The sequence below is a fragment of the Pseudomonas sp. TSRC2-2 genome (assembly GCF_049897785.1).
Taxonomy (GTDB): Bacteria; Pseudomonadota; Gammaproteobacteria; order Pseudomonadales; family Pseudomonadaceae; genus Aquipseudomonas.
In genome coordinates, this window is record NZ_JAFCWZ010000021.1 from 1 (window position 1) to 24,325 (window position 24,325).

17 protein-coding genes and 1 tRNA gene are annotated in these 24,325 nt (G+C 61.7%); 12 read left to right on the plus strand and 6 right to left on the minus strand.

Going from position 1 to position 24,325, the window contains the following annotated elements; translation table 11 throughout:
• The first annotated feature begins 478 nt into the window (after nucleotides 1-478).
• Complete coding sequence (locus ACP7D9_RS29345; RefSeq protein WP_426160417.1) at nucleotides 479-2,332, plus strand: polyurethane esterase; 1,854 nt, start codon at nucleotides 479-481, stop codon at nucleotides 2,330-2,332.
• Nucleotides 2,333-2,447: 115 nt separating this feature from the next.
• Here ACP7D9_RS29345 and ACP7D9_RS29350 read toward each other — a convergent pair whose 3' ends face one another.
• Nucleotides 2,448-2,672, minus strand: coding sequence for a YgdI/YgdR family lipoprotein (locus ACP7D9_RS29350; protein ID WP_016774830.1), 225 nt, complete (start codon nucleotides 2,670-2,672; stop codon nucleotides 2,448-2,450).
• Nucleotides 2,673-2,867: 195 nt separating this feature from the next.
• Here ACP7D9_RS29350 and ACP7D9_RS29355 point away from each other — a divergent pair, with 195 nt between their 5' ends.
• The 4 genes from ACP7D9_RS29355 (at nucleotide 2,868) to ACP7D9_RS29370 (ending at nucleotide 9,372) form a co-directional block, all read left to right on the plus strand.
• Complete coding sequence (locus tag ACP7D9_RS29355) at nucleotides 2,868-4,520, plus strand: VRR-NUC domain-containing protein (protein ID WP_426160407.1); 1,653 nt, start codon at nucleotides 2,868-2,870, stop codon at nucleotides 4,518-4,520.
• Complete coding sequence (locus ACP7D9_RS29360; protein ID WP_426160408.1) at nucleotides 4,517-6,847, plus strand: helicase C-terminal domain-containing protein; 2,331 nt, start codon at nucleotides 4,517-4,519, stop codon at nucleotides 6,845-6,847. Before ACP7D9_RS29355 ends, ACP7D9_RS29360 begins: the two co-directional genes overlap by 4 nt.
• Complete coding sequence (locus ACP7D9_RS29365; protein WP_426160409.1) at nucleotides 6,840-8,759, plus strand: PAS domain S-box protein; 1,920 nt, start codon at nucleotides 6,840-6,842, stop codon at nucleotides 8,757-8,759. The genes ACP7D9_RS29360 and ACP7D9_RS29365 overlap by 8 nt, the downstream gene beginning before the upstream one ends.
• A gap of 79 nt (nucleotides 8,760-8,838) precedes the next feature.
• A complete protein-coding gene (locus ACP7D9_RS29370) occupies nucleotides 8,839-9,372 on the plus strand; it encodes a hypothetical protein (protein ID WP_101160366.1) in 534 nt (177 codons plus the stop codon).
• Nucleotides 9,373-9,452: 80 nt separating this feature from the next.
• Here ACP7D9_RS29370 and ACP7D9_RS29375 read toward each other — a convergent pair whose 3' ends face one another.
• The 5 genes from ACP7D9_RS29375 to ACP7D9_RS29395 all read right to left on the minus strand — a co-directional run bounded on the left by ACP7D9_RS29375 (nucleotide 9,453) and on the right by ACP7D9_RS29395 (nucleotide 14,248).
• Nucleotides 9,453-9,746: a hypothetical protein gene (locus ACP7D9_RS29375; RefSeq protein WP_101160363.1), complete on the minus strand. Its 294-nt coding sequence runs from the start codon at nucleotides 9,744-9,746 to the stop codon at nucleotides 9,453-9,455.
• Nucleotides 9,747-9,930: 184 nt separating this feature from the next.
• Nucleotides 9,931-11,274 carry a cation:proton antiporter gene (locus tag ACP7D9_RS29380; protein ID WP_426160410.1) on the minus strand — a complete coding sequence of 448 codons (1,344 nt, stop codon included), beginning with the start codon at nucleotides 11,272-11,274 and terminating at the stop codon, nucleotides 9,931-9,933.
• A gap of 42 nt (nucleotides 11,275-11,316) precedes the next feature.
• Nucleotides 11,317-11,928, minus strand: coding sequence for a Yip1 family protein (locus tag ACP7D9_RS29385; protein ID WP_426160411.1), 612 nt, complete (start codon nucleotides 11,926-11,928; stop codon nucleotides 11,317-11,319).
• Nucleotides 11,929-12,015: 87 nt separating this feature from the next.
• The gene (locus tag ACP7D9_RS29390; RefSeq protein WP_426160412.1) at nucleotides 12,016-12,873 is read right to left on the minus strand and encodes a glucose 1-dehydrogenase; all 858 of its coding nucleotides are present in this window, start codon (nucleotides 12,871-12,873) and stop codon (nucleotides 12,016-12,018) included.
• 220 nt (nucleotides 12,874-13,093) lie between these two features.
• A complete protein-coding gene (locus tag ACP7D9_RS29395; protein ID WP_426160413.1) occupies nucleotides 13,094-14,248 on the minus strand; it encodes a MalY/PatB family protein in 1,155 nt (384 codons plus the stop codon).
• Between the two features lie 428 nt (nucleotides 14,249-14,676).
• Here ACP7D9_RS29395 and fdnG point away from each other — a divergent pair, with 428 nt between their 5' ends.
• From fdnG to ACP7D9_RS29430, 7 genes are all read left to right on the plus strand, one after another.
• Nucleotides 14,677-17,742, plus strand: a complete 3,066-nt coding sequence (gene fdnG / locus ACP7D9_RS29400; RefSeq protein WP_426160414.1) for a formate dehydrogenase-N subunit alpha — start codon at nucleotides 14,677-14,679, stop codon at nucleotides 17,740-17,742.
• Nucleotides 17,743-18,678: a formate dehydrogenase subunit beta gene (gene fdxH, locus ACP7D9_RS29405; RefSeq protein ID WP_397478111.1), complete on the plus strand. Its 936-nt coding sequence runs from the start codon at nucleotides 17,743-17,745 to the stop codon at nucleotides 18,676-18,678.
• Complete coding sequence (locus ACP7D9_RS29410; RefSeq protein WP_101160346.1) at nucleotides 18,675-19,340, plus strand: formate dehydrogenase subunit gamma; 666 nt, start codon at nucleotides 18,675-18,677, stop codon at nucleotides 19,338-19,340. Before fdxH ends, ACP7D9_RS29410 begins: the two co-directional genes overlap by 4 nt.
• 3 nt (nucleotides 19,341-19,343) lie before the next feature.
• Entirely contained in the window at nucleotides 19,344-20,270 is a 927-nt protein-coding gene (gene fdhE / locus ACP7D9_RS29415; RefSeq protein ID WP_426160415.1) for a formate dehydrogenase accessory protein FdhE, read from the plus strand.
• A gap of 304 nt (nucleotides 20,271-20,574) precedes the next feature.
• Nucleotides 20,575-21,987 carry an L-seryl-tRNA(Sec) selenium transferase gene (selA, locus tag ACP7D9_RS29420; protein ID WP_426160416.1) on the plus strand — a complete coding sequence of 471 codons (1,413 nt, stop codon included), beginning with the start codon at nucleotides 20,575-20,577 and terminating at the stop codon, nucleotides 21,985-21,987.
• Complete coding sequence (gene selB / locus ACP7D9_RS29425) at nucleotides 21,984-23,900, plus strand: selenocysteine-specific translation elongation factor (protein ID WP_426160418.1); 1,917 nt, start codon at nucleotides 21,984-21,986, stop codon at nucleotides 23,898-23,900. Before selA ends, selB begins: the two co-directional genes overlap by 4 nt.
• Before the next feature lie 5 nt (nucleotides 23,901-23,905).
• A tRNA-Sec gene (locus ACP7D9_RS29430) sits at nucleotides 23,906-24,001 on the plus strand.
• Nucleotides 24,002-24,325 lie beyond the last annotated feature (324 nt).

Here is a 24,325-nt window from a genome sequence, read left to right on the forward strand (position 1 = left end):
GCGTGCACATGATATTTGAGGGTCATCACGAGATGTAATGAAATGCTCCGGAGCCTTGCGCTCTGGCTGTGAGCTATCTCTGACAATTCCAACAACAAGAGAGGCAATGGCAATGGGTGTATACGACTACAAGAACTTCGGCACCGCCGATTCGACTGGCAGTTCTGAGCGTAACCGGCAGCGCGTCACGGGCTGCCGGGTTTTCAAGAACAAGGAGCACTGCACATGGGACTGTGCGAGTACAACAATCCAAATGTGCAGAAGATCCAAATGTGGGAGCGGGCTTGCTCGCGAAAGCGGTGTGTCAGTCGAGAAGGTGCCGTCTGACACTTCGCTTTCGCGAGCAAGCCCGCTCCCACAGGGCCGGCGTGCACATGATATTTGAGGGTCATCACGAGATGTAATGAAATGCTCCGGAGCCTTGCGCTCTGGCTGTGAGCTATCTCTGACAATTCCAACAACAAGAGAGGCAATGGCAATGGGTGCATACGACTACAAGAACTTCGGCACCGCCGATTCCATGGCGATGTTCAGCGATGCCATGGCGATCACGCTGTATTCCTATCACAACCTCGATAACGGCTTCGCTGCCGGTTACCAGCACAACGGCTTCGGCCTCGGCCTGCCGGGGACGCTGGTCACCGCGCTGATTGGCGGCACCGATTCGCAAGGGGTGATCCCCGGAATCCCGTGGAATCCCGACTCGGAAAAACTCGCCCTGGAAGCCGTGCAAAAGGCCGGCTGGACGCCGATCAGCGCCGCGCAATTGGGCTACGACGGTAAAACCGACGCACGCGGGACCTTCTTCGGCGAGAAGGCCGGCTACACCAGCGCGCAAGTGGAAGTCCTCGGCAAGTATCACGCTCAGGGCCACCTCACCGAACTGGGTATAGCCTTTCGCGGCACCAGTGGTCCGCGTGAAATCCTCATCGGCGATTCGATTGGCGACGTGATCAGTGACCTGCTTGCAGCCTTCGGCCCGGCCGATTACGCAAAAAACTACGTCGGCGAAGCCTTCGGCAATCTGCTCGACGATGTGGTCGCATTCGCCCGGTCCAACGGCCTCAGCGGCAACGACGTGCTGGTCAGCGGCCACAGCCTCGGCGGCCTGGCGGTAAACAGCATGGCCGACTTGAGCGGTGACAAGTGGGGTGGGTTCTTTGCTGACTCCAATTACATCGCCTACGCCTCGCCCACCCAGAGCAGTGGTGACAAGGTGCTGAATATCGGTTACGAAAACGACCCGGTGTTTCGTGCCCTCGACGGGTCTACTTTCAGCAGCGCTTCGGTAGGCGTGCACGACGCGCCGCATGCCTCGACCACCGATAACATCGTCAGCTTCAACGATCACTACGCCTCGAGCGCCTGGAACGTGCTGCCGTTTTCGATCCTGAATATTCCGACGTGGATTTCGCACCTGCCCACGGGCTATGGCGACGGCATGACCCGCGTGCTCGAGTCGAAGTTCTATGACCTGACCAGCCGCGACTCGACAATCATTGTCGCCAACCTGTCCGACCCGACGCGGACCAACACGTGGGTGCAGGCGCTCAACCGCAACGCCGAAACCCACAAGGGCAGCACCTTCATCATCGGCAGTGACGGCAACGACCTGATCCAGGGCGGCAGCGGCAATGACTACCTGGAGGGACGCGCCGGCAACGACAACTTCCGTGACAGCGGCGGCTACAACGTCATCCTTGGCGGGCAGGGCAGCAACACCCTCGACTTGCAGCAAACGGTGAAGAACTTTGATTTTGCCAACGACGGCGCCGGCAATCTGTACATCCGCGATGCCAACGGCGGGATCAGCATCACCCGCGACATCGGCAGCATCGTGACCAAAGAGCCGGGTTTTCTCTGGGGCGTATTCAAGGACGACGTGCTGCACAGCGTCACTGCGACGGGTTTGAACGTCGGCGGTAACCTGACCGCTTACGAATCGAGTGTTAAAGGCACGGCCGGTGCCGACACGCTCAAGGCGCATGCGGACGGCGATTGGCTGTTTGGCCTTGAGGGCAATGATCATTTGCTCGGCGGCGCGGGCAATGACGTGTTTGTCGGTGGCGCTGGCAACGACCTGCTGGAATCGGGCGGCGGGGCGGATACGTTTCTGTTCAGCGGCGCGTTCGGCCAGGACCGGGTGGTTGGCTATACGGCCGATGACAAACTGGTGTTTCTCGGCGTGCAGGGTGTGTTGCCGGGGGATGATTTGCGCGCCCATGCCTCAGCGGTCGGGCACGACACCGTGCTGACGTTTGGTGCCGATTCGGTGACCTTGGTCGGCGTGGCGCTGGGGAGTTTGAGCGCCGACGGGGTCGTTATCGCCTGAGGTCGATGCGGGGCCTGTGCCGGCCCCTTCAAGCCTAAACATACAAGCGAGCCTGCTCGCGAACATCACACGGCATGATCATTCCCACGCTCCGCGTGGGAACGATCGGCGTGGATCAGTCTTCCTTGCGCACGGTCGCGACTTCATCAGCGCGAACCTTGACCTTGGCTCCGGAAATATCCTCAAACTCATAGAAACCATCTTCGGTCTCGGTCTTCGGCATGTCCTCGGTCAGGTACTGGGTGCCGTTCTGCAGCGTCACCACGGTCTGGGTCGAACAGCCGCCCAGCGCCAACAGGGCTGCAACCGCTACAGGAATACCCAGCATCTTGATTTTCATACCCACCTCTGACTCCTTGCTTGAATGTGATTGCGGGCATTGTCGGCCCTGTAACGCGGTTGGTGCCAGCCTCGGCGGAAAAGTTCGATGACGGCGCGAAAAAATGCCATTGATCTTTTTCCGTTTGCGCCAGGCAGGGTTGAGCTGCTATCTGTACGCATAACCAGTGTTCGCTTGCCGTGGCTTTGAATTCCCGTGACCTCCAACCCTCTCGACGATCCGTTCTATTACCTCAACAACTTCCGGCAAGTGCTTGATTGGCTTGGACTTCGCTATGCCGATCTGATGAGCGAGAGCGAGCATGGCTTCATTCGCGACTTCAATGCGCTGCCGCAAGCCTCGCAGGGACTGCTGGTACGCATGGTCATGCGCAAAGGCATTCATTTTCGCGCGAGCAAACTCAATTACCTGGAAATTGGCGACATCGCTGCGGCGGCGCAGCCGTTGCTCGATCAAGGCTGGCTCGACGAGCACGCCGCGCTGACACTGGCCGAGCTGTTCGATCTGCTGCTCAAGGCCGAACTGGTGCAAGCCTTTGGCGCCTTCATAACGCAGCCGAAAGGGCGCAAGGATGAATGGCTGCCCTTGCTCGCCGAGCAATTCACCGAGGCGCAGACCCTGCGCAACTGGGCGCCGCAACTGGCTGACCGGCTATTCAGCCTGACCCTGATGGATTTGTGTGATCGTCTGCGCCTGATGTTCTTCGGCAATCTCTATCAGGACTGGTCGGAGTTCGTGCTGGCCGACCTTGGCATCTTCACTTATGAAAAAGTCGAGTTCTGCGCTGACTCCCGCGGCCTGCGCAGCCGCGAAGACGTCGATGCCTGCCTGTTCCTGCATCAATGCCAACTGCGTTTCGAAGCCGGTGAACCGCTGGAGGCGATCGCCGCACAGATCAACGCCGTGCAATTGGACAACCCGTGGCTGCGCCGCCGGCAAGCCAAGGCATTGTTCCAGATCGGCCAGTATGGCGAGCGCATCGGCGATTTCGCGCTGGCTCTGAGCGTTTATCGTGACTGTGCTTATCCGGGCGCGCGATTGCGCATGATCCGCGTGCTCGAACGCTGCGGCGAATATGCATTGGCGCTGGAACTCGGCACGCTGGCCGAACAGGCCCCGCAAAGCGCGGCCGAGCAGCAAGGCTTGCAGCGCATCGTCCCGCGCCTGCGGCGCAAACTCGGCGGCCCGCCGCTCAAGCGTGCCAAGGCCAGAGAGGTCGAGCGCCTCGACTTGTACTTGCCGCGCATCGATCCGGCGCGGTCGGTGGAATTTCATGTGCAAGCGCACTTGCATGCCGATGACGGCCCGGTGCATTACGTCGAGAACAGCCTGATCAATTCGCTGTTCGGCCTGTTGTGCTGGCCGGCGATCTTCGCGCCGTTGCCGGGTGCGTTCTTTCACCCGTTCCAGCGCGGCCCGGTCGATCTGCTCAGCGAAGACTTTCTCGAACGCCGCGCCGAGCTGTTTCAGGCCTGCCTGGGCGAACTCGATGACGGCCGCTACGCCGAGACGATTCGCCAGCGCTTCGTCGACAAGTGGGGCATCCAGTCGCCGTTCGTGTTCTGGGGCGCGCTCAACGAAGACTTGCTGGAGCAGGCGCTGGCCTGCCTGCCCGCCCAACACCTGAAACACTGGTTCAACCGATTGCTGCTCGACATCAAGGCCAACCGCGCCGGCATGCCGGACCTGATCCAGTTCTGGCCGCAGCACAAGACCTACCGGATGATCGAAGTCAAAGGCCCCGGCGACCGCTTGCAGGACAATCAATTGCGCTGGCTGGAGTTCTGCCATGAGCACCAGATGCCGGTGGCGGTGTGTTACGTGCAGTGGGTGGAGCAGAGCGCTTGAGCTACAGCGTCGCCGTGCGTGCACTGTGCGAGTTCACCGCCAAGACCGGCGACCTCGACCTGCGCTTCACCCCGTCACCGACCGCGCTGGAAGGTATCGTCGGCCATCGCACGGTGGCCTCGCGGCGCAGCGAGCAATACCAGAGCGAAGTGGCGCTGCAAGGTGAGTTCGGCGAGCTGAAGGTCAAGGGCAGGGCGGATGGCTACGATCCGGCGCAAAACTGCCTGGAAGAAGTCAAAACCTATCGCGGCGACTTGAGCAAGCAGCCGGCTAATCATCGCCAGTTGCACTGGGCGCAGGCGAAGATCTATGGCTGGTTGATGTGCGAGAAACTGCAACTGGAGCAGATCAATCTGGCGCTGGTGTATTTCGACATCGTCAGCGAAAAGGAAACCTGCCTGGTCGAATCCCACAGTGCCGAGTCACTCCAGGCGTTTTTCACGCAGCAGTGCGGCGTGTTCCTGCAATGGGCCGAGCAGGAAATGGCCCACCGCAGGGCGCGCAATCTGGCTGCGCAGCGACTGGCGTTTCCGCATGCGGATTTTCGCCCGGGCCAGCGGCATCTGGCCGAATCAGTGTTCAAAGCCGTCAGCACCGGCCGCTGTCTGATGGCCCAGGCGCCAACCGGCATTGGCAAAACCCTTGGTACGCTGTTCCCAATGCTCAAGGCCTTGGCGCCGCAGCAACTGGACAAGGTGTTCTTTCTCACCGCCAAGACCCCGGGGCGCAAACTGGCGCTGGATGCCAGCCAGGTGTTGTTCAGGCAAGCGCCGGACTTGCCGCTGCGGGTGATGGAAATGGTTGCCCGCGACAAGGCCTGCGAACACCCGGACAAGGCCTGTCATGGCGAATCCTGTCCGCTGGCCCAGGGTTTTTACGATCGCTTGCCGGCCGCCCGCGAAGCCGCCAGCCTGATCAACCTTCTGGATCAGGCGGCGATGCGTGGGGTCGCCGCGCAACACAGTGTGTGTCCTTATTATCTGAGTCAGGAAATGGCTCGCTGGGCCGACGTGGTGGTTGCCGACTACAACTATTACTTCGACTTCAGCGCGCTGTTGTTCGGCCTGGCCCAGCTCAATCAGTGGAGAGTCGCGGTGCTCGCCGACGAGGCGCACAACCTCGTGGAGCGCGGCCGGCAGATGTACAGCGCCAGCCTTGATCAATTCACGCTCGCCAGCGTGCGCAAAACCGCACCCGCCGCGCTGAAGAGTTCCCTGCAACGGGTCAACCGCGAATGGAACGCGCTGCATGCGCCGCAACTGGCGGCATATCAGGCGTACGACAAGGCGCCGGACAAACTCCTGCAAGCCATATCGCTGTGTTGCGCGGCCATTGGCGATTACCTCAACGAGCATCCGCAAGGCCTCGACAGCGGTCTGCAGAGTTTCTATTTCGACCTGCTGCAATTTGCCCGGGTCGCCGAGCTGTACGACGAGCATTACCTGTTCGATATCAGCAAACGCGACCTCGACCGCAAGCGTCCATTGTCGCAACTGTGCCTGCGCAACGTGGTGCCGGCGGCGTTCATCGGCCCGCGCCTGACCGCGGCGCGCAGCAGTGTGCTGTTCTCGGCCACGCTCAGCCCGCGCAACTATTACGCCGACCTGCTGGGCACGCCCGCCGACACGGTGTGCATCGACGTCGAATCGCCGTTCAGCGCCGAGCAGTTGCAGGTGCGCATCGTCAGCCAGATCTCCACCCGCTTCAATCATCGCCAGGCGTCGCTGGGGCCCATTGTCGAGCTGATCGCCCGCCAGTTCAGCGAGCGCCCGGGCAACTATCTGGCGTTCTTCAGCAGTTTCGATTACCTGCAACAGGTCGCGACGTTATTGGCCGAGCGCCACCCGCACATCACTCAATGGCTGCAGTCGCGGGGCATGGCCGAGGGGGCGCGGCAGGCGTTTCTCGAGCAGTTCAGCGCCGACAGCCAGGGCGTCGGCTTTGCGGTGCTGGGCGGCGCGTTTGGCGAGGGCATCGATTTGCCCGGCGCACGGCTGATCGGTGCCTTCATTGCCACGCTGGGGCTGGCACAGCTCAACCCGGTCAACGAGCAGATGAAGCGGCGCATGGCGGCGATTTTTGGTGCCGGCTACGACTACACCTATCTGTACCCGGGGATGCAAAAAGTCGTACAGGCCGCCGGCCGGGTGATCCGTACCCGCGAGGATCGTGGCACGGTGATGCTGATCGACGACCGCTTTGCCGAAAGCCGCATCCAGCAGCTGCTGCCGCGCTGGTGGGCGATCAAAAGCGCGCCGGCACTTTTCAAATCGGCGGATTCACGCATACTTCAGCCCATGACAGTGGCTGGTGAGTGTGATGAGTGAAAACAACAGAACCGCAGCGATCGAAGACAGCCGTTTCCGGCTGCTGATCGATGCGGTTGTCGACTACGCGATCTACATGATCGACCCCGACGGTACCATCACCAGCTGGAACTCCGGCGCCAAGCGTTTCAAAGGTTATGAAGAAGCGGAAATCATCGGCGAGCACTTTTCCCGCTTCTATACCCCTGAAGACCGCGCCAACGGCATGCCGCAACGGGCGCTCGACACAGCGATCCGCGAAGGGCGCTTCGAAGGTGAGGGATGGCGGGTACGCAAGGACGGCACGCATTTCTGGTCGCACGTAGTGATCGACCCGATCATGGACCCCGACGGCAATCTGCTCGGTTTCGCCAAGATTACCCGCGACCTCACCGACCGCAAGATGGCCGAGGAAACCCTCAAGCAAAGCGAACAGCAGTTCCGCCTGCTGGTGCAGGGCGTCACCGACTACGCCATTTACATGCTCAGCCCCGAGGGCTGCGTCAGCAACTGGAACCAGGGCGCCCAGCGCATCAAGGGTTACTTGCCGGAAGAAATCATCGGCCAGCATTTTTCGATTTTCTATACCCCCGAAGACCGCGAGCTTGGCGAGCCGCAGCGTTCGCTGGCGATTGCCACCCGCGAAGGCCGGTTCGAGAACCGCAGCTGGCGGATGCGCAAGGACGGCACGCGCTTTCTGGCGCACGTGGTGGTTGATGCGATTCGCGGTGACACCGGCACGCTGCTCGGCTTTGCCAAGATCACCCGCGACGTGACCGAGGCGTACGAGGCGCAGCAAGCCCTGGAAAAAACCCGTGAGGCGTTGTTCCAGGCGCAGAAGATGCAGGCAATCGGTCAGCTAAGCGGCGGCGTTGCCCATGATTTCAATAACCTGCTGACAGTGATCCTCGGCAATCTCGAAATCGTGCAGAAGCGCATTGGCGACGCGCCGAAAATCGCCCGTCTACTGGAAAACGCCACCCAAGGCGCTTTGCGCGGTGTTTCGCTGACCCAGCGCATGCTGGCCTTCGCCCGGCGTCAGGAACTGAAAACCGAATCGGTGGACATCCCGCAACTGGTGCAAGGCATCACTGGGCTGCTGCGCAGTTCGCTGGGGCCGGGGATTCGCATCGAAACGCGCTTTCCCGAAGATCTGCAGCCAGTGCTGGCCGACAGCAATCAGCTGGAACTGGCAATCCTCAATCTGGCCACCAATGCCCGCGACGCCATGCCCGAGGGCGGCACGGTGATTATTCAGGCGCAAGCCGAAGTGGTTCTGGAACTTAGCCATTCGACATTGCCGGCGGGGCGTTACGTGTGCCTGAGCCTGAGCGACACCGGCGAAGGCATGGACGAAGCCACGCTGGCCTGCGCCCGCGATCCGTTCTTTACCACCAAAGGCCTGGGCAAAGGCACCGGGCTGGGCTTGTCAATGGTGCATGGCTTTATTGAGCAGTTGGGCGGGCGCTTTATTCTCAAGAGCGAGAAGGGCCACGGCACCGCGGCGCAGCTGTGGATTCCGGTGGCGCTTGAGCGAGCGGTCAGTCGCCCGACGTACAGCAACGCGGCGCCAATTAAAGTGCCCAGGCTCAGTGTGCTGGTGGTCGATGACGATTCGCTGGTGCTGACCAGCACCAGTCTGCTGCTCGAAGACCTCGGCCATCGTGTCATCGGTGCGACTTCCGGCGCCAAGGCGCTGGCACTGTTCGATCAGGGCGAAGTGATCGATCTGGTGATCACCGACATGGCCATGCCGCACATGAGCGGCGCGCAACTGGCCCATGCCATACGCCTGCTCAAGCCGGATCTGCCGATCATCCTCGCGACCGGTTACGCCGAACGCCTTGAAGGCTTCGCCGCCGAACTGCCGCGCCTGCCGAAACCGTTCACCCAGTTGAATCTGGTGCAGATCATCGCCCAGTCGATGAAGTGACGCGCTGGTCGATCCGGCTGAACTAGTCTGGGTGCGTGCCTTTCCAAAATGTCTTGATCACTTTTGGAGGGCACGTCTCTTGCCTCGCATATTGACCCAGCCAAGCGCTGCTGAAGAAGCCTTGGCCGAACACGACGCCAAGATGTTTGGCTCACCCAAGGAACGGCTGGACTTCTATCGCCGGGAGATCCAGTACGAAACCAGCATCCTCGCCAACCGCACCGACGCCTATCTGGCGGCGCAGTCGTTTCTGGTGATCGCTTTCGCCTCGTGCATGGCCAACCTCAATCCGGAGTGGGGCAAGATGTTCACACTTGTCGTGCCGCCGTTTCTGGCGCTGCTTGGCGTGCTCAGTTCACTGAACGCCTGGCCAGGGATTCGTGCGGCCTACGACATCATCGACCACTGGCACTTCAAACAGAGCCAGTTGCTGCACAGTGAGCCGGTGATGGGTGCGGCGTATGACGAATCACCGCTGTTCAGCGAAATGGAATCGAGCCACAAGGGTTATCGCAAGTCGCTGCTGTTTTCGGTGCGCACGCCTTGGATCTTCGCCACGTTCTGGGTGATGTTGGGGGTTTATTCGGTGTTTATACAGGTGACCAATCCGTAAAGAGATTGGTCGGCCGGGGGAAGTCTTGCATTTCAATCAGTTTCCCCCTCACTGGCCAGAGTGAGGGGGCTGGTAACTTGCTATGCGGTTTCAAGCTCGCGCCGCGAACTCACAGCATTCTGCACTGCCGCCGGAATCGGCGGAAAATCCTCATTCAGCACACACAGATGATCAATCGCATCTTCAAATTTCGCATCGGCTTTCTTGCGCAGTGCCCGGTATTGCTCAAAGCGTTCGAAGTCGGTAGGCGTCTGTTCCAGCAGCGCGTTGGCCGCTCGGTTCAGTTCGTGGGCTTCTTCGAACAGTTGACGATTGCGTTCCAGAGCCAGTGCTCTGCAAGCCTTGATTTGCGCAGGAGTCGAGCATTCGTTCATGACCGTAACCTTGTTTGTGTCGGGGTTCCGTTTAATAGGCTGTTCACCGCAGGGGAACCGAACCTGCCGGGCCGCGCTGGATGATTGGCGCGGTTAAAGTTGTGACCCTTGGGTCGCACCCGGCGATCCATTTTTTTTCAGAAAAATCTTCGATGATTTCAAGCGAGGCGTTGCGGTTGATGAATCAGCTTTTTCGTTCCTTCAAGCTTTCATAGCGTGCCAGCATCGGCTGGGTGCTGATGCCATGCAGCAGAATGCTCAGCGCTACCACTGAAAGGGTGAGGTCGGTGCAGACCTTGGCCACGTCGGAATCCAGACCATGGTTCAGCGCGAAGAACAGATAAAACAAGCTGCCGATGCCACGAATGCCGAACCAGCCGATCAATAAACGCTGCGGCCCGCTGAGCAGATTGCCCCAGGGCATCAACGCAACGCTCAGCGGCCGGATCAGACAAAACAGCACCGCGCTGATCCACAGCGCCCGCCAATCCCAGTGGGCAATCAGGACGACGCCGAGCAGGGTCACCAGAAACACTTCCATAGCCCGCTCGACCAGACTGCCAAAAGCCAGCATGTCTCCCATCATGATGCCCGCCGCGACCTGGCTGTCTTCCAGCCGCTCGGTGTCGCCATGCACAGCGTTTTCGGGTTCGACGTTCTGATGGCCCACCACCGGCTGCACCAGATGCTCGGCAGGCGCTTGAGTGATCCCGGTGGACTTCACTTCCTCCTGACGCAGACCGAGGCCGGCGGCAAACACCGCGAGGAAGCCGTAGCCGCCGATGGCATCGGCCACCACGTAGGAAAGCGCGATCAGTGCGAGGGTCAGGTAATCGTTGGGGCCCAGGGTGCTGTCTTCGTTGTGAATGCGCAGCGACAAGGCGATGCGGCCGATGCCACGGCCCATTGCGTAACCGACCAACAGACCTGCCGGCACTGCCCAGAGCAAATCGTTTAAAAACCACTGTTGCAACTCGCTGAAACTGCCGTCGGTGTGCAGCAGCAATAAGCCGAGAAATACAAAGGGGAAGGCCACACCGTCGTTGAGCCCGGCTTCACCGGAGAGGCCGAAGCGCACGCTGTCGACGTCCTGCGCATCATTGACCTGCACCAGCGCCGCCAGCACCGGATCGGTTGGCGCCAGCATCGCGCCGATCAGCAGCGAAGGCCCCCACGCCAATTGCAGGCCCCAATGCAGCAGCAGACATACGCCGATGATGCTCAGGATCATCACCGGCCCCGCCAGGCCAAAGGCGATGCGCCAGGTCCTGTTGCCCAGCGGCAAGCGCAGCTTCAGGCCACAGACAAACAAGGAAAAAAGCACCGCCACTTCCGTCAGGTGCTCCATCCACAACGACGATTCTTCCAGTGACAATTTCAACAAATCGAGGCCACTGGGTCCGATGGCAATGCCCAACAGCAGGCATACCGCTGAAGTGGTCACCGGCATCCAGCGCAGCCACGAGGACGTCAGGGCCAACGTCAGCAACACGGCGCCGAGCACCGCAACCCACACGCCGAAACTCATGAGCGCTCACTGCAGTGAATGTTCAAGAACAGTCGCATCGGGTCAGCTCACGGTCGTACGAAGGTACTCGGGGATGAGCACGTTGAACCACAGCAGAATCATCGAGACGAGCATGGTCACCAGCACCAGCAAACCAACGCCCCATACGCACGCCGAATACAGCAGGCCTTGCTCCTTGCGTTCATGCATGAAGGTCGGCAGGCCGACGAACAGCAGGAATGTCGAATAGATCGACGCCGCGCCGAGCACCAGAATCGCCAGCCAGCGGCTCGGGTACAACCCGGCAATCCCGGCAATGAAGAACGGGGTCACCGTGTAAGCGGCAAAACCGATGCATTGGTTCAGCGTCGGCCGCGCATCGAATGAACGCGACATCCAGCGAACGAAACCGCCCATGACCGCAACACCCGCGACAATCGTCACGTACAGCAGCACGCTCAACTGCAGCGCGCTGGCGGTGCTCAAACGCACGTTTTCACCCACTGCGAGGCTCCAGCCGACGTAGGTGGTGCCGATGAACAGGCACACGGCAGGAATCAGCGCGAGCAGCAGCAAATGGGCGAGGTAGTGGCGGGGATGGGTTTCTTCCTCGCGGCGGATATCGGTCCAGGCGAAGTTGGGTTGGGTGAAGAGTCTGACGAGGGGGGCGGACATGACAACCTCCTGTTCCTGTTGGCCCGTAGGCGCTTACAGGTATGGAGGGATGCCATGCCGCTGGGGTTCAGTTTTTCTGCTGCACGGTTACAGCATTGGTTTGCCGCCGGTCACGCCGTAGCGCTGACCGGTGATGTAACTGGCTTCGTCGGAGGCCAGCAGCACGTAAATCGGCGCCACTTCCACCGGTTGGCCCGGCCGGCCGAGCGGGGTGCTGCCGCCGAAGTTCTGCACCTCTTCCTCGGGCATGGTCGAGACGATCAGCGGGGTCCAGATCGGGCCGGGTGCGACGCTGTTGACGCGAATTTCCTTCGGCCCGAGCATCTGCGCCAGACCACCGGTGAAGTTGGCGATCGCACCTTTGGTGGTGGCGTAGGCCAGCAGGGTCGGTTTGGGCATGTCCGAGTTGACCGAACTGGTGTTGATGATCGATGAGCCGGGCCCCATGTGCTTGATCGCCGCCTGACAGATCCTGAACATGGCGGTGATGTTCACATCAAAGGTCATCACCCATTCGTCGTCGGGGATTTCTTCGAAGTTTTCGTGGGTCATCTGGAACGCGGCGTTGTTGACCAGCACATCAATGCGGCCAAAGCGCTCGACGGTCTTGTCAACCAGCGCCTGGCACTGCGCTTTTTCGGCGATATCGCCCGGCAGCAGCAGGCACTGACGCCCGGCCTGCTCGACCCAACGCGCGGTTTCCTTGGCGTCTTCGTGTTCATTCAGGTAAGCCACGGCAACGTCGGCGCCTTCACGGGCGAAGGCAATTGCGACGGCGCGACCAATGCCGCTGTCAGCGCCAGTGATCAGCGCAATCTTGCCGGCGAGGCGGCCGGACCCGACGTAGCTTTGCTCGCCGCAGTCTGGGTACGGTTCCATCTTGCGCTGCGAGCCAGGCACCGGTTGGGCTTGTTTCGGGAAGGGTGGTTTTGGATAGTCAGTCATCGCAGGGTCTCCTGATTTCAAGGCCAGTGTTCCGGGTTGACCCGGTGGCTTTGCCGTGAGTTCGATCGGATTTGCGATGGATTTTTCAGAAAATGCTCACACCCAATGTGGGAGCGGGCTTGCTCGCGAAGGCGGTCTGTCATTCAACGATGATGTTGACTGGAATACCGCATTCGCGAGCAAGCCCGCTGCCACATGACCTGATTGTGCCAGTGGGATGTCAGCTGTTGCGTTTAGCCAAAGCCCGCTCCATCCGCGCAATGCCTTCTTCGAGCAGCGCCCGCGGGCAACCGAAGTTCAATCGCACAAACTGCTGATGCCGGTCGCCAAAATCCAGCCCGGCACTCAGGCCGACCTTGCCCTGCTCAAGGAAGAACCGCTGCGGATCGGGCAGGTCCAGCGCCGTGCAATCGAGCCACGCCAGATAAGTGCCCTGCGGCACGTTAATGCTCACGCCCGGCAGGCGCGTGCGCACGGCGTCCACCAGCCAGTCGCGGTTGGCCTGCAGGTAGGTTTTCAGTTCGGCGAGCCACGGGCCGGCTTCGCTGTAGGCGACGCGAGTGGCTTCCATGCCCAGCGGATTGACGCTGTCGACCATGCCGCAGCGGGCGTGGTTGACGCGTTCGCGCAGGGCGGCGTCCTGAATGATCATGAACGAGGTCTTGAGACCGGCGATGTTGTAGGCCTTGCTCGCCGACATCAGCGTGATGGTGCGTTTCGAAATTGCCGGGCTGAGCGAAGCGGTGGGAATGTGCACGCGGCCATCGAAACACAGCTCGGCGTGGATTTCGTCGGAGATGATCCACGCATCCTGCGCTGCGCAAATGTCTGCGATAGCCTGCAACTCTTCGCGGTCGAAGACCTTGCCGAGCGGGTTATGCGGGTTGCTCAGCAGCAGGGCGCCGCCGCCATTTAGCGATTCGCGCAAGGAATCCAGCGGTGTGGCGTAAGTGCCATCGGCCTGGGCATTGAATTCCAGCTCGACCTTGTTCAGACCCCAATGCCCCGGTGCGTGGCGCAGTGGCGGATAGTTTGGCACTTGCACGACGACATTCTGCTGGGCCAGGACCAAAGCCTTGAGGGCCATGTTGAAGCCCGATTCCACGCCCGGCAGGAAAATCAGCTCCTGCGGCTGGACACGCCACGCGTATTTGTTCCACAGATCGGCGACGATGGCTTCGCGCAGGTTGTCCTGCGCCACGCTGTAACCGAGCAGCGGATGCAGCAGGCGCTGCTGCAAGGCTTCGACGATGACCGGTGGCGCGGCAAAATCCATGTCAGCGACCCACATCGGCAACACATCGGCCGGGTAGCGGCTCCACTTGGTGCTGCCAGTCTGGTGGCGGTCGAACAACTGATCAAAATCGAAAGTCATGCGCGGTCTCGTCAAGGCAGGATTGGTACTGGGCGCCATGATAAGCCTATGGCCCAAGTGGAGCACTCAAATCCTGTGGGAGGGACCTTGCCCCAAATGCGGGGGTCGGCCTGCATATGCGTTGACTGTCCCACTGCTGTGGGAGGGGGCTTGCTCCCGAATGCGATGGGTTGGCCTGCATATGCATTGACTGACCCGATGCCTTTGCGAGCAAGCCCGCTCCCGCAGGGATTTCGGGCGCGCACCGCCTGATCCCTGAGCCAGCACAGGTTTACCGATGCATGACCGATTGTCGCCGACGGTCGGTTTTCACACAGTCCGCAAGGTCTTTGTCTACAGTGAAAAAGCCAGCGCCGTCGCGCTGCAACCGTGGTTGTCCAGATAAAGCCCGGCGCAAGTACCGGGTTCCACCTGATCAGGAGTGCACGATGGATCTCAGCCGTCGTCAGTTCTTCAAGGTCGCAGGTCTAGGCCTTGCAGGCTCAAGCCTGGGCGCGTTGGGCATGGCCCCGACGGCGGCCTTCGCCGAGCAGGTGCGCCACTTCAAGCTCGCCCACACCCGTGAAACCCGCAACACCTGCCCGTATTGCTCGGTCGGTTGCGGTTTGATCATGTACAGCCAGGGCGATGCCGGCAAGAACGTGGCGCAAAACATCATTCATATCGAAGGCGACGCCGACCACCCGGTCAATCGCGGCACGCTGTGCCCGAAAGGCGCGGGCCTGCTCGACTTCATTCACAGCCCCGGCCGCTTGCAGTACCCACAGGTGCGCAAGCCCGGCAGCAATGAATGGACGCGCATCGGCTGGGACGAAGCCCTTGATCGCATCGCCGACCTGATGAAGGCCGACCGCGACGCCAACTTCATCGAGAAAAATGCCAACGGGCAAACGGTGAATCGCTGGCTGACCACCGGTTTCCTCGCGGCATCGGCGGCATCCAACGAAGCCGGCTACATCACCCAGAAAGTGATTCGCAGCCTCGGCCTGCTGGGGTTCGATAACCAGGCTCGTGTCTGACACGGCCCGACGGTGGCAAGTCTTGCCCCGACGTACGGCCGTGGTGCCATGACCAATACCTGGACCGATATCGCTAACGCGAATCTGATCCTGGTAATGGGCGGCAACGCAGCAGAAGCGCATCCGTGCGGCTTCAAATGGGTGACCGAGGCCAAGGCGCACAACGCGGCGCGGCTGATCGTGGTGGATCCGCGTTTTACCCGGACCGCCTCGGTGGCCGACTATTACGCGCCGATCCGCACCGGCACCGACATCGCCTTCATGGGCGGTTTGATCAATTACCTGCTGACCGAGGACAAGATCCAGCACGAATACGTGCGCAATTACACCGATGTGTCGTTCATCGTCAAAGCCGGCTATGGCTTCGAAGACGGCCTGTTCAGCGGTTATGACGCGCAGAAACGCAGCTACACCGACAAGTCCGGCTGGGGCTACGAATTTGCCGAGGACGGTTTCGTGCGGGTCGACCCGACCCTGCAAGACCCGCGCTGCGTCTATCAGTTGATGAAGCAGCATTACAGCCGCTACAACATCGACCTGGCCAGCCAGATCTGCGGCATGCCGGTCGACGCGATGCAGAAAATCTGGGAAGAAATCGCTACCTGCTCGACACCGGGCAAGACCATGACGATTCTCTATGCCCTCGGCTGGACGCAACACTCGATCGGTGCGCAGATCATCCGCAGCGCGGCGATGGTGCAATTGCTGCTGGGCAACGTCGGCATGCCCGGCGGCGGAGTCAACGCCTTGCGCGGGCACTCGAACATCCAGGGCCTGACCGACCTCGGTCTGCTGTCCAATGCCTTGCCCGGCTACCTCACGCTGCCCAGCGACAGCGAGCAGGATTACGGCCAGTTCATCTACAAGCGCACGCAGGTGCCGCTAAGGCCGGGGCAGCTGTCGTACTGGCAGAACTACAGCAAATTCCACGTCAGCCTGATGAAATCCTGGTACGGCGCCAACGCCACCGCCGACAACAACTGGCTGTTCGACCATTTGCCGAAGCTCGACATTCCCAACTACGACGTGCTGAAAATGTTCGACCTGATGAGCCAGGGCAAGGTCAACGGCTACTTCTGCCAAGGCTTCAATCCGATCGCCGCATTGCCGGACAAGAACCGCGTGATGGGCGCTTTGGCCAAGCTCAAGTGGCTGGTGGTCATGGATCCGCTCGCTACGGAAACCTCGGAGTTCTGGCAAAACGTCGGGCCCTACAACGACGTGAAAACCGCCGAAATCCAGACCGAAGTCATCCGTCTGCCCACTACGTGTTTTGCCGAAGAGGACGGCTCGCTGGTCAACAGCAGCCGCTGGCTGCAATGGCACTGGAAGGGCGCCGACGGCCCGGGCGAGGCGCAGACTGACATTCGCATCATGAGCGAATTGTTCCTGCGCTTGCGCCAGCGCTATCAAACCGAAGGCGGCAAGTTTCCTGACCCTCTGCTGAAACTGTCGTGGCCGTACAAGATCCCTGACGAGCCTTCGCCGGAGGAACTGGCGCGGGAAATCAACGGCACCGCCGTCAGCGATTTCACCGACGCCAATGGCGTCACGATCAAGGCGGGCACTCAGCTGGCCGGCTTCGGGTTGCTCAAGGATGACGGCAGCACCGCGTCCGGTTGCTGGATTTTCGCTGGCAGCTGGACCGAGGCCGGTAACCAGATGGCCCGGCGCGATAACGCCGACCCGTTCGGCATGCATCAGCATCAGGGCTGGGCATGGGCGTGGCCGGCCAATCGGCGGATTCTCTACAACCGCGCCTCGTCGGACCCGGCGGGCAAACCGTGGGATGCGAAAAAGCGTCTGGTGTGGTGGAACGGCAAGACCTGGACCGGCACCGATGTGCCGGATTACAAGGCCGACGTGCCGCCGGAAGCCGGGATGAATCCGTTCATCATGAACCCCGAAGGCGTGGCGCGGTTCTTCGCCGTCGACAAGATGAACGAAGGGCCATTTCCCGAGCACTACGAGCCGTTCGAAACGCCGATCGGCATCAACCCGTTGCACCCGCAGAACAAGCAAGCCACCAGCAACCCGGCGGCGCGGATCTTCGATTCGGTCTGGGAAACCCTCGGCGAAGCCAAGGACTTCCCGTACGCCGGCACCAGCTATCGGCTCACCGAGCATTTCCACTTCTGGAGCAAGCACTGCAAGTTGAACGCGATTGCCCAACCCGAGCAGTTCGTCGAAATCGGCGAAGTACTGGCGAACGAGAAGGGCATCGCTGCCGGTGATCGCGTGCGCGTCAGTTGCAAGCGCGGCTTCATCGAAGCGGTGGCGGTAGTGACCAAACGCATCCGGCCGCTGCAGGTCAACGGCCAGGTGGTGCATCAGATCGGCATCCCGTTGCACTGGGGTTTTACCGGCCTGACGCGTCACGGTTACCTGACCAACACCCTGGTGCCGTTCCTCGGCGATGGCAACACCCAGACCCCGGAATCCAAGTCATTCCTGGTCAACGTGGAGAAACTGTAAATGGCCAGCCAAGACATCATTGCCCGCTCGGCCACCACCACGGTGCCGCCGTCGGTGAGGACTCAGCAAGGCGTCGCCAAGCTGATCGACACCACCAAATGTATCGGCTGCAAGGCCTGCCAGGTCGCCTGCTCGGAATGGAACGAGCTGCGCGACGAGGTCGGCCACAACCACGGCACCTACGACAATCCGCAGGACCTGACGGCGGATTCGTGGACGCTGATGCGCTTCACCGAGCATGAAACCGACGCCGGCAACCTTGAATGGCTGATCCGCAAGGACGGCTGCATGCACTGCGCCGAGCCCGGTTGCCTCGCGGCGTGCCCGAGCCCCGGCGCGATCATTCAGCACGCCAACGGCATCGTCGATTTCGATCAGGACCACTGCATTGGTTGTGGCTATTGCATCACCGGTTGCCCGTTCAACATTCCGCGCATCTCGCAAAAGGATCACAAAGCCTACAAATGCACACTGTGTTCCGATCGCGTCGCGGTGGGGCTGGAGCCGGCCTGCGTGAAAACCTGCCCGACCGGCGCCATCGTTTTCGGCACCAAGGAAGACATGAAAGAGCACGCCGCCGAACGCATCGTCGATCTGAAAAGCCGTGGCTTTGACAACGCCGGCCTGTATGACCCGCAAGGCGTCGGTGGCACCCACGTCATGTACGTCTTGCACCACGCCGACACGCCGAAACTGTATGCCGGTTTGCCCGATCACCCGGCGATCAGTCCGCTGGTGGATTTGTGGAAAGGCGTCAGCAAACCCTTGGCGCTGCTGGCGATGGGCGCGGCGGTGATTGCCGGGTTCTTCCACTATGTGCGCGTCGGGCCGAATCGTGTCGAAGAAGATGAACAGCCGACGGCGCCCGACACTTCGGTGCACGTTGTCGACCCGGCGGTGCACACCTTCGATCCACGCGGGGAGGAGCGGCCATGAGTCACAAGACAATCCTGCGTTACAGCGCCAACCAGCGCACCAATCACTGGCTGGTGGCGATCCTGTTTTTCATGGCCGGGCTGTCGGGGCTGGCGTTGTTTCATCCGTCGCTGTTCTGGCTGAGTCACCTGTTCGGCGGCGGTACCTGGACGCGGATCCTGCACCCGTACATGGGCATCGCCATGTTCGTGCTGTTCCTCGGGCTGGTGTTCAGCTTCTGGCGCACCAATTTCTTCATCGCCAACGACCGCCAATGGCTGCGGCGGATCAATCGGGTCATGGTCAACGACGAAGAAAGCGTGCCGCCGGTGGGTAAGTACAACGCCGGGCAAAAGCTGCTGTTCTGGACTTTACTGCTGTGCATGCTCGGGTTGTTGTTCACCGGGCTGGTGATCTGGCGTGCGTGGTTCAGCGCGTATTTCGGCATCACCGCGATCCGCTGGGCCATGCTCCTGCATGCCTTGGCCGGGTTCGTGCTGGTGCTGAGCATCATCGTGCACATCTACGCTGGTTTGTGGATCAAGGGTTCGGTCGACGCCATGCTGCATGGCTGGGTCAGCCGGCCGTGGGCGAAAAAACACCATGAACTGTGGTACCGCGAGGTGACCCGCGACGAACAGCCTCGGGACCTGTCCGAGCGACCGCTGACGAAAAAGGGCTGACTTTTGCCAAGCATTCTGGAACCTGGGGAAATCGAAGCGGCGGCCAGTTCGCCGCCGTTTCTGTACCTGCCACCGCGTAACCTGTTTGCCCTGCGTGCCGAGCGCCTGGAGCGTCTGGCCGAGGGCAGTGGGCTGGCGGATTATCTGCGGCTGATCGCTGGTGTGTGCCGGGCGCAGCAACAGGTCTTCGACGATCCGCCGCTAACGGCAGCGTTCGATACGCAGCGCTTCGAAGCCTGTCAACAGCACGGTCTGCCGCCATTTGCGGCAGACACCTTGGTGCGTGAAGAGGTCTGGCAGCCATGGCTGGCAGCCTTGCTGCAGCGCTATGCGCCTGCGGATCAGCCAGCGGTCATCGACGCGCTGGACAGTCTGCGCGCCGCCCGTTCCGGTCAATTGCGCGCGTGGGCGGTGGCGCTGGTCAGCGGTCAGTATTCGCTGGTGCCGGCGGCGCTGGTGCCGTTTCTCGGCGCGGCGCTGCAAACCGCCTGGAGCCACTGGCTGCTCAGCGTGCCGCAGTTGCAACTCAAACCCGGCGACAGCCTCAGCCAATGCCCGGCCTGTGGTTCGCCGGCCATGGCCGGGGTGATCCGCCACAGCGGCAAGCACAACGGATTGCGTTATCTGGTGTGCTCACTGTGTGCCTGCGAATGGCATGTGGTGCGGGTCAAGTGCGTGTATTGCGAGCAGAGCAAGGGCCTTGAGTATCTCAGCCAGGAAGATGATCGGCACAGCGCCGAACAGGCGCCGCTGCGCGCCGAAGTCTGCCCGAGCTGTAACAGCTACTTGAAATTGCTGTATCTGGAGAACGATGCCGAGGCCGAGGCGCTGTCGGCGGACCTCGGCAGTTTGCTGCTGGACATGCGTCTGGCTCAGGATGGTTATCAGCGTCTGGCACCGAATCTGTTGCTGGCGCCGGGAGACGAATGAGCACAGCGTCTACACTGCTGGAGCACCCGTGGGAAGGGGCTTGCTCCCGAAGGGGCCTTTCCAGACACATCTTCTTTGGCTGACCCACCGCCTTCGCGAGCAAGCCCGCTCCCACCGGACTTCATCACTGCCGAAAAATGTGGGAGGGGGCTTGCTCCCGAAGGGGCCGTTTCAGGCCATCATCTTTGACTGACCTGCCACTTTCGCGAGCAGGGTCGCTCCCACAGTGCGTCTACACTGCTGAATACCTGTGGGAGGGGGCTTGCTCCCGAAGGGGCCTTTCCGGTCAAAACAGGAGTGTTTGATGTCTTCCAGCGTTGCCCTGCGGTTACCGTCTATTGATGGGTTGTTGCGTCATCCGGCGTGCGCGCCGTTGGCCGAGCGTTACGGCCGGGATTCGTTGCTGACGGGACTGCGCCAGTTGCTCGATGAGCTGAGGCCTGGCGTGTTGAACGGGCAGTTGTCGGCCATTGAAATCGGCGCTGAAGTGCTCGCCGGGCGCGTCGGCGAGCGGTTGGCGCAACAGCAACGCAGCCAGGTGCGCCGGGTATTCAATCTGACCGGCACGGTGCTGCACACCAATCTCGGCCGCGCGTTGTTGCCCGAAGAAGCCATCGAAGCGGTGCAAATGGCTGCACGTTATCCGCTGAATCTGGAATTCGATCTGGCCAGCGGCAAGCGCGGTGATCGCGACGACCTCATCGAGGGCCTGATCCGCGAACTGACCGGCGCCGAAGCCGTGACCGTGGTCAACAACAATGCCGCTGCCGTGCTGCTGACCCTCAACAGCCTGGGCGCACGCAAGGAAGGCATCATCTCGCGCGGTGAGCTGATCGAGATCGGCGGCGCGTTCCGCATCCCCGACATCATGGCGCGCGCCGGCGTGCGCTTGCACGAAGTCGGCACCACCAACCGCACCCATGCCCGCGATTACGAGGCGGCGATCGGCCCGCGTAGCGGTTTGATCATGCGCGTGCATGCCAGCAACTACAGCATCGAGGGCTTCACCGCACGAGTGCCGACCGCTGCACTGGCCGAGTTGGCGCACACCCATGGCTTGCCGTTGCTGGAGGATCTGGGCAGCGGCAGCCTGCTCGACCTGACCCGATGGGGGCTGCCGGCGGAACCGACGGTGCGCCAGGCATTGCTTGATGGCGCCGATATTGTCACCTTCAGCGGCGACAAATTGCTCGGAGGGCCGCAGGCCGGGTTGATTGTCGGGCGCAAAGAATTGATCGCGAAGATCAAGAAGAATCCGTTGAAACGCGCGCTGCGCGTCGACAAGTTGACCTTGGCCGCGCTGGAAGCGGTGCTCGGTTTGTACCGTGATCCGGATCGCCTCGCCGAGCGTCTGCCGAGCCTGCGCCTGCTGACCCGTTCGCAAGCCGAGATTCATGCTCAGGCTGTGCGTTTGTCCCCTTTGCTTGCCGACGTGTTGGGGGAGGTCTGGCAGGTCAGCGCAGTCGAGGCCCTGGGCATGATCGGTAGCGGCAGCCAACCGGTGGCGCGTCTGCCGAGTGCAGCGCTGTGCTGTCGACCGCAGGTGTCCAAGCGTTGGCGCGGGCGCCATCTGCTCAATCTCGAAAAGGCGTTGCGCGGTCTGCCGGTTCCGGTGCTCGGGCGAATCGCCGACGACGCGCTGTGGCTGGATCTGCGTCAGCTCGACGATGAGCCGGCGTGGCTGGCGCAGTTGCCGCAATTGCAGGTCGACCCGTGATCGTCGGCACGGCGGGGCACATCGACCACGGCAAGACCTCGCTGCTGCAGGCGCTGACCGGGCAAACCGGCGACCGCCGCCCGCAGGAACGCGAACGCGGCATGACCATCGACCTCGGTTACCTCTACGCCGAACTGGCAGCGGGTGCCGGGCTGACTGGCTTCATCGACGTACCCGGTCACGAGAAATTCACCCACAACATGCTCGCCGGCGCGCAGGGCATCGATCTGGTGTTGCTGGTGGTTGCGGCCGACGACGGCGTCATGCCGCAGACCCGCGAGCACCTGGCAATCGTCCAATTGCTTGGCATTCCCCGCGCGTTGGTGGCGATCACCAAATGCGACCGGGCCGCAGCGGGCAGGGTGGAAGAGGTGCAGCGTCAGGTGCAGGATCTGCTTGCGCCCGGGCCGTTTGCTGATGCGCTGATTTTCACCGTTTCGAGCGTGAACGGGCGGGGCGTTGATGAGTTGCGCGCGGCCTTGCTGCAGGCGCAAAACGAGGTGCAGGCGCGCAGTTGCGAAGGTGGGTTTCGTCTGGCAATTGATCGGGCGTTCAGTGTGGCCGGGACGGGGATTGTGGTCACCGGCACGGCGCTCTCGGGCACGGTTGCGGTCGGTGACAAGCTGGTTTTGGCGCCTGCCGGCAGAACGGTGCGCATTCGTGGACTGCACGCGCAGAACCAGGCTGCACAACAGGCCTGCGCCGGCCAGCGCGTGGCGTTGAACCTCAGCGCGGAGCGCCTGGAACTGGCGCAGATCCATCGGGGCCACTGGCTGCTGGCGGACTGGCTGCACGCACCGGCGCAGCGCGTTGACATCGACTTTCAGCTATTGCCCGGCGAACGCACCTTCGAACATTTTCACCCGGTCCACCTGCACCTCGGCACACAAGACGTCATCGCTCGCGTCGCTTTACTGCAAGGTCCGCGCCTGAGTCCCGGCGAGCGCATGTTCGCGCAACTGCTGACCAACGCACCGGTGCACGCGGTAAAAGGCGATCGGCTGATCCTGCGAGACTCCAGCGCCCAACGCACCCTTGGCGGCGGCGTCGTTCTCGACCCGTTCGCCCCGGCCCGCCAACGCCGCGGCCCGGAACGCCTCGCACAATTGCAAACCCTCGCCCTCAGCGTCAGCCTCGAACAGGCCCTGCCAGCGCTGCTCAACCACAGCCCCGGCGGCCTCGCCCCGCAACGTCTCGAACGCCAGTTCAACCGCCCACGTGCGCAGTGGGCACTGGCAGCAAATATCCGCCTGATCGACACCCGCCAAGGCCCGCTGCTGTTTAACGTTCAGCGCTGGGGCCAGTTGAAATTCAACTTGCTCGAGCAACTGGCGCGATTCCACGAGCAGGAACCCGACCAGATGGGCCCGGACCGCGATCGGCTACGGCGCTTCAGCGCGCTGGCACTGGAACGCTCGACCTTCATCAGTCTGCTCGATGAGCTGCTCGACGCCGGTTCGATCCTGGCCAGCGGGCCCTGGCTGCACCTGCCCGATCATCAGGTGCGCCTGAACGTCGACGATGAAACCCTCTGGCTGGCTTTACAGCCATTGTTCGACCAGGCCGGTTTCGACCCCCCGTGGGTGCGCGACGCCGCGAAAATGCTCGGTGAAGATGACGCGAGCGTCCGCCTTCTGCTGCGCAAGCTCGCGCGGTTGGGCCTGGTGCACCAAGTGGTGCGCGACCTGTTCATCAGCGACATCGTCCTGCGGCAAATGGCAGCGCTGCTGCTGAAACTCGCTGAAGAAAATCCAGCGATCGAGGTGACAACCTTCCGTGATGCGCTAGGCTTGGGACGCAAACGTTGCATTCAGTATCTGGAGTACTTCGACCGACTCGGCCTGACCCGCCGCATCGGCGAATCTCGCCAGATCCGCCCCGACAACGCGCTGGCCAATGCCGACGCGCCCTGAATTGAGGAAGACAATCGCGCCCGGTGGCGCGGCCGGGCTTCAAACCCGGTTGGGGACGGCATCCGTTCCCGGGCAGGTTCGACTCCGGCTGTCTTCCGCCAGTTTTTTCCTCCGGCGCTCTCCGATTCCACATGGATCTGGCAGAGGTCGCAGAATGTGTGTCCGGCCCAGATCAAATGTGGGAGCGGGCGTGCTCGCGAAAGCGTCAGGTCAGCAACTCTGATGTGGGCGACGCACAGCCTTCGCGAGCAAGCCCGCTCCCACAGGTATCTTGCAGAGGTCGCAGAATGTGTGTCCGGCCCAGATCAAATGTGGGAGCGGGCTTGCTCGCGAAAGCGTCGGGTCAGCGACTCAGATGTGGGCTGACGCACAGCCTTCGCGAGCAAGCCCGCTCCCCCAGGTATCATGGGGAGGTCGCGGACTTT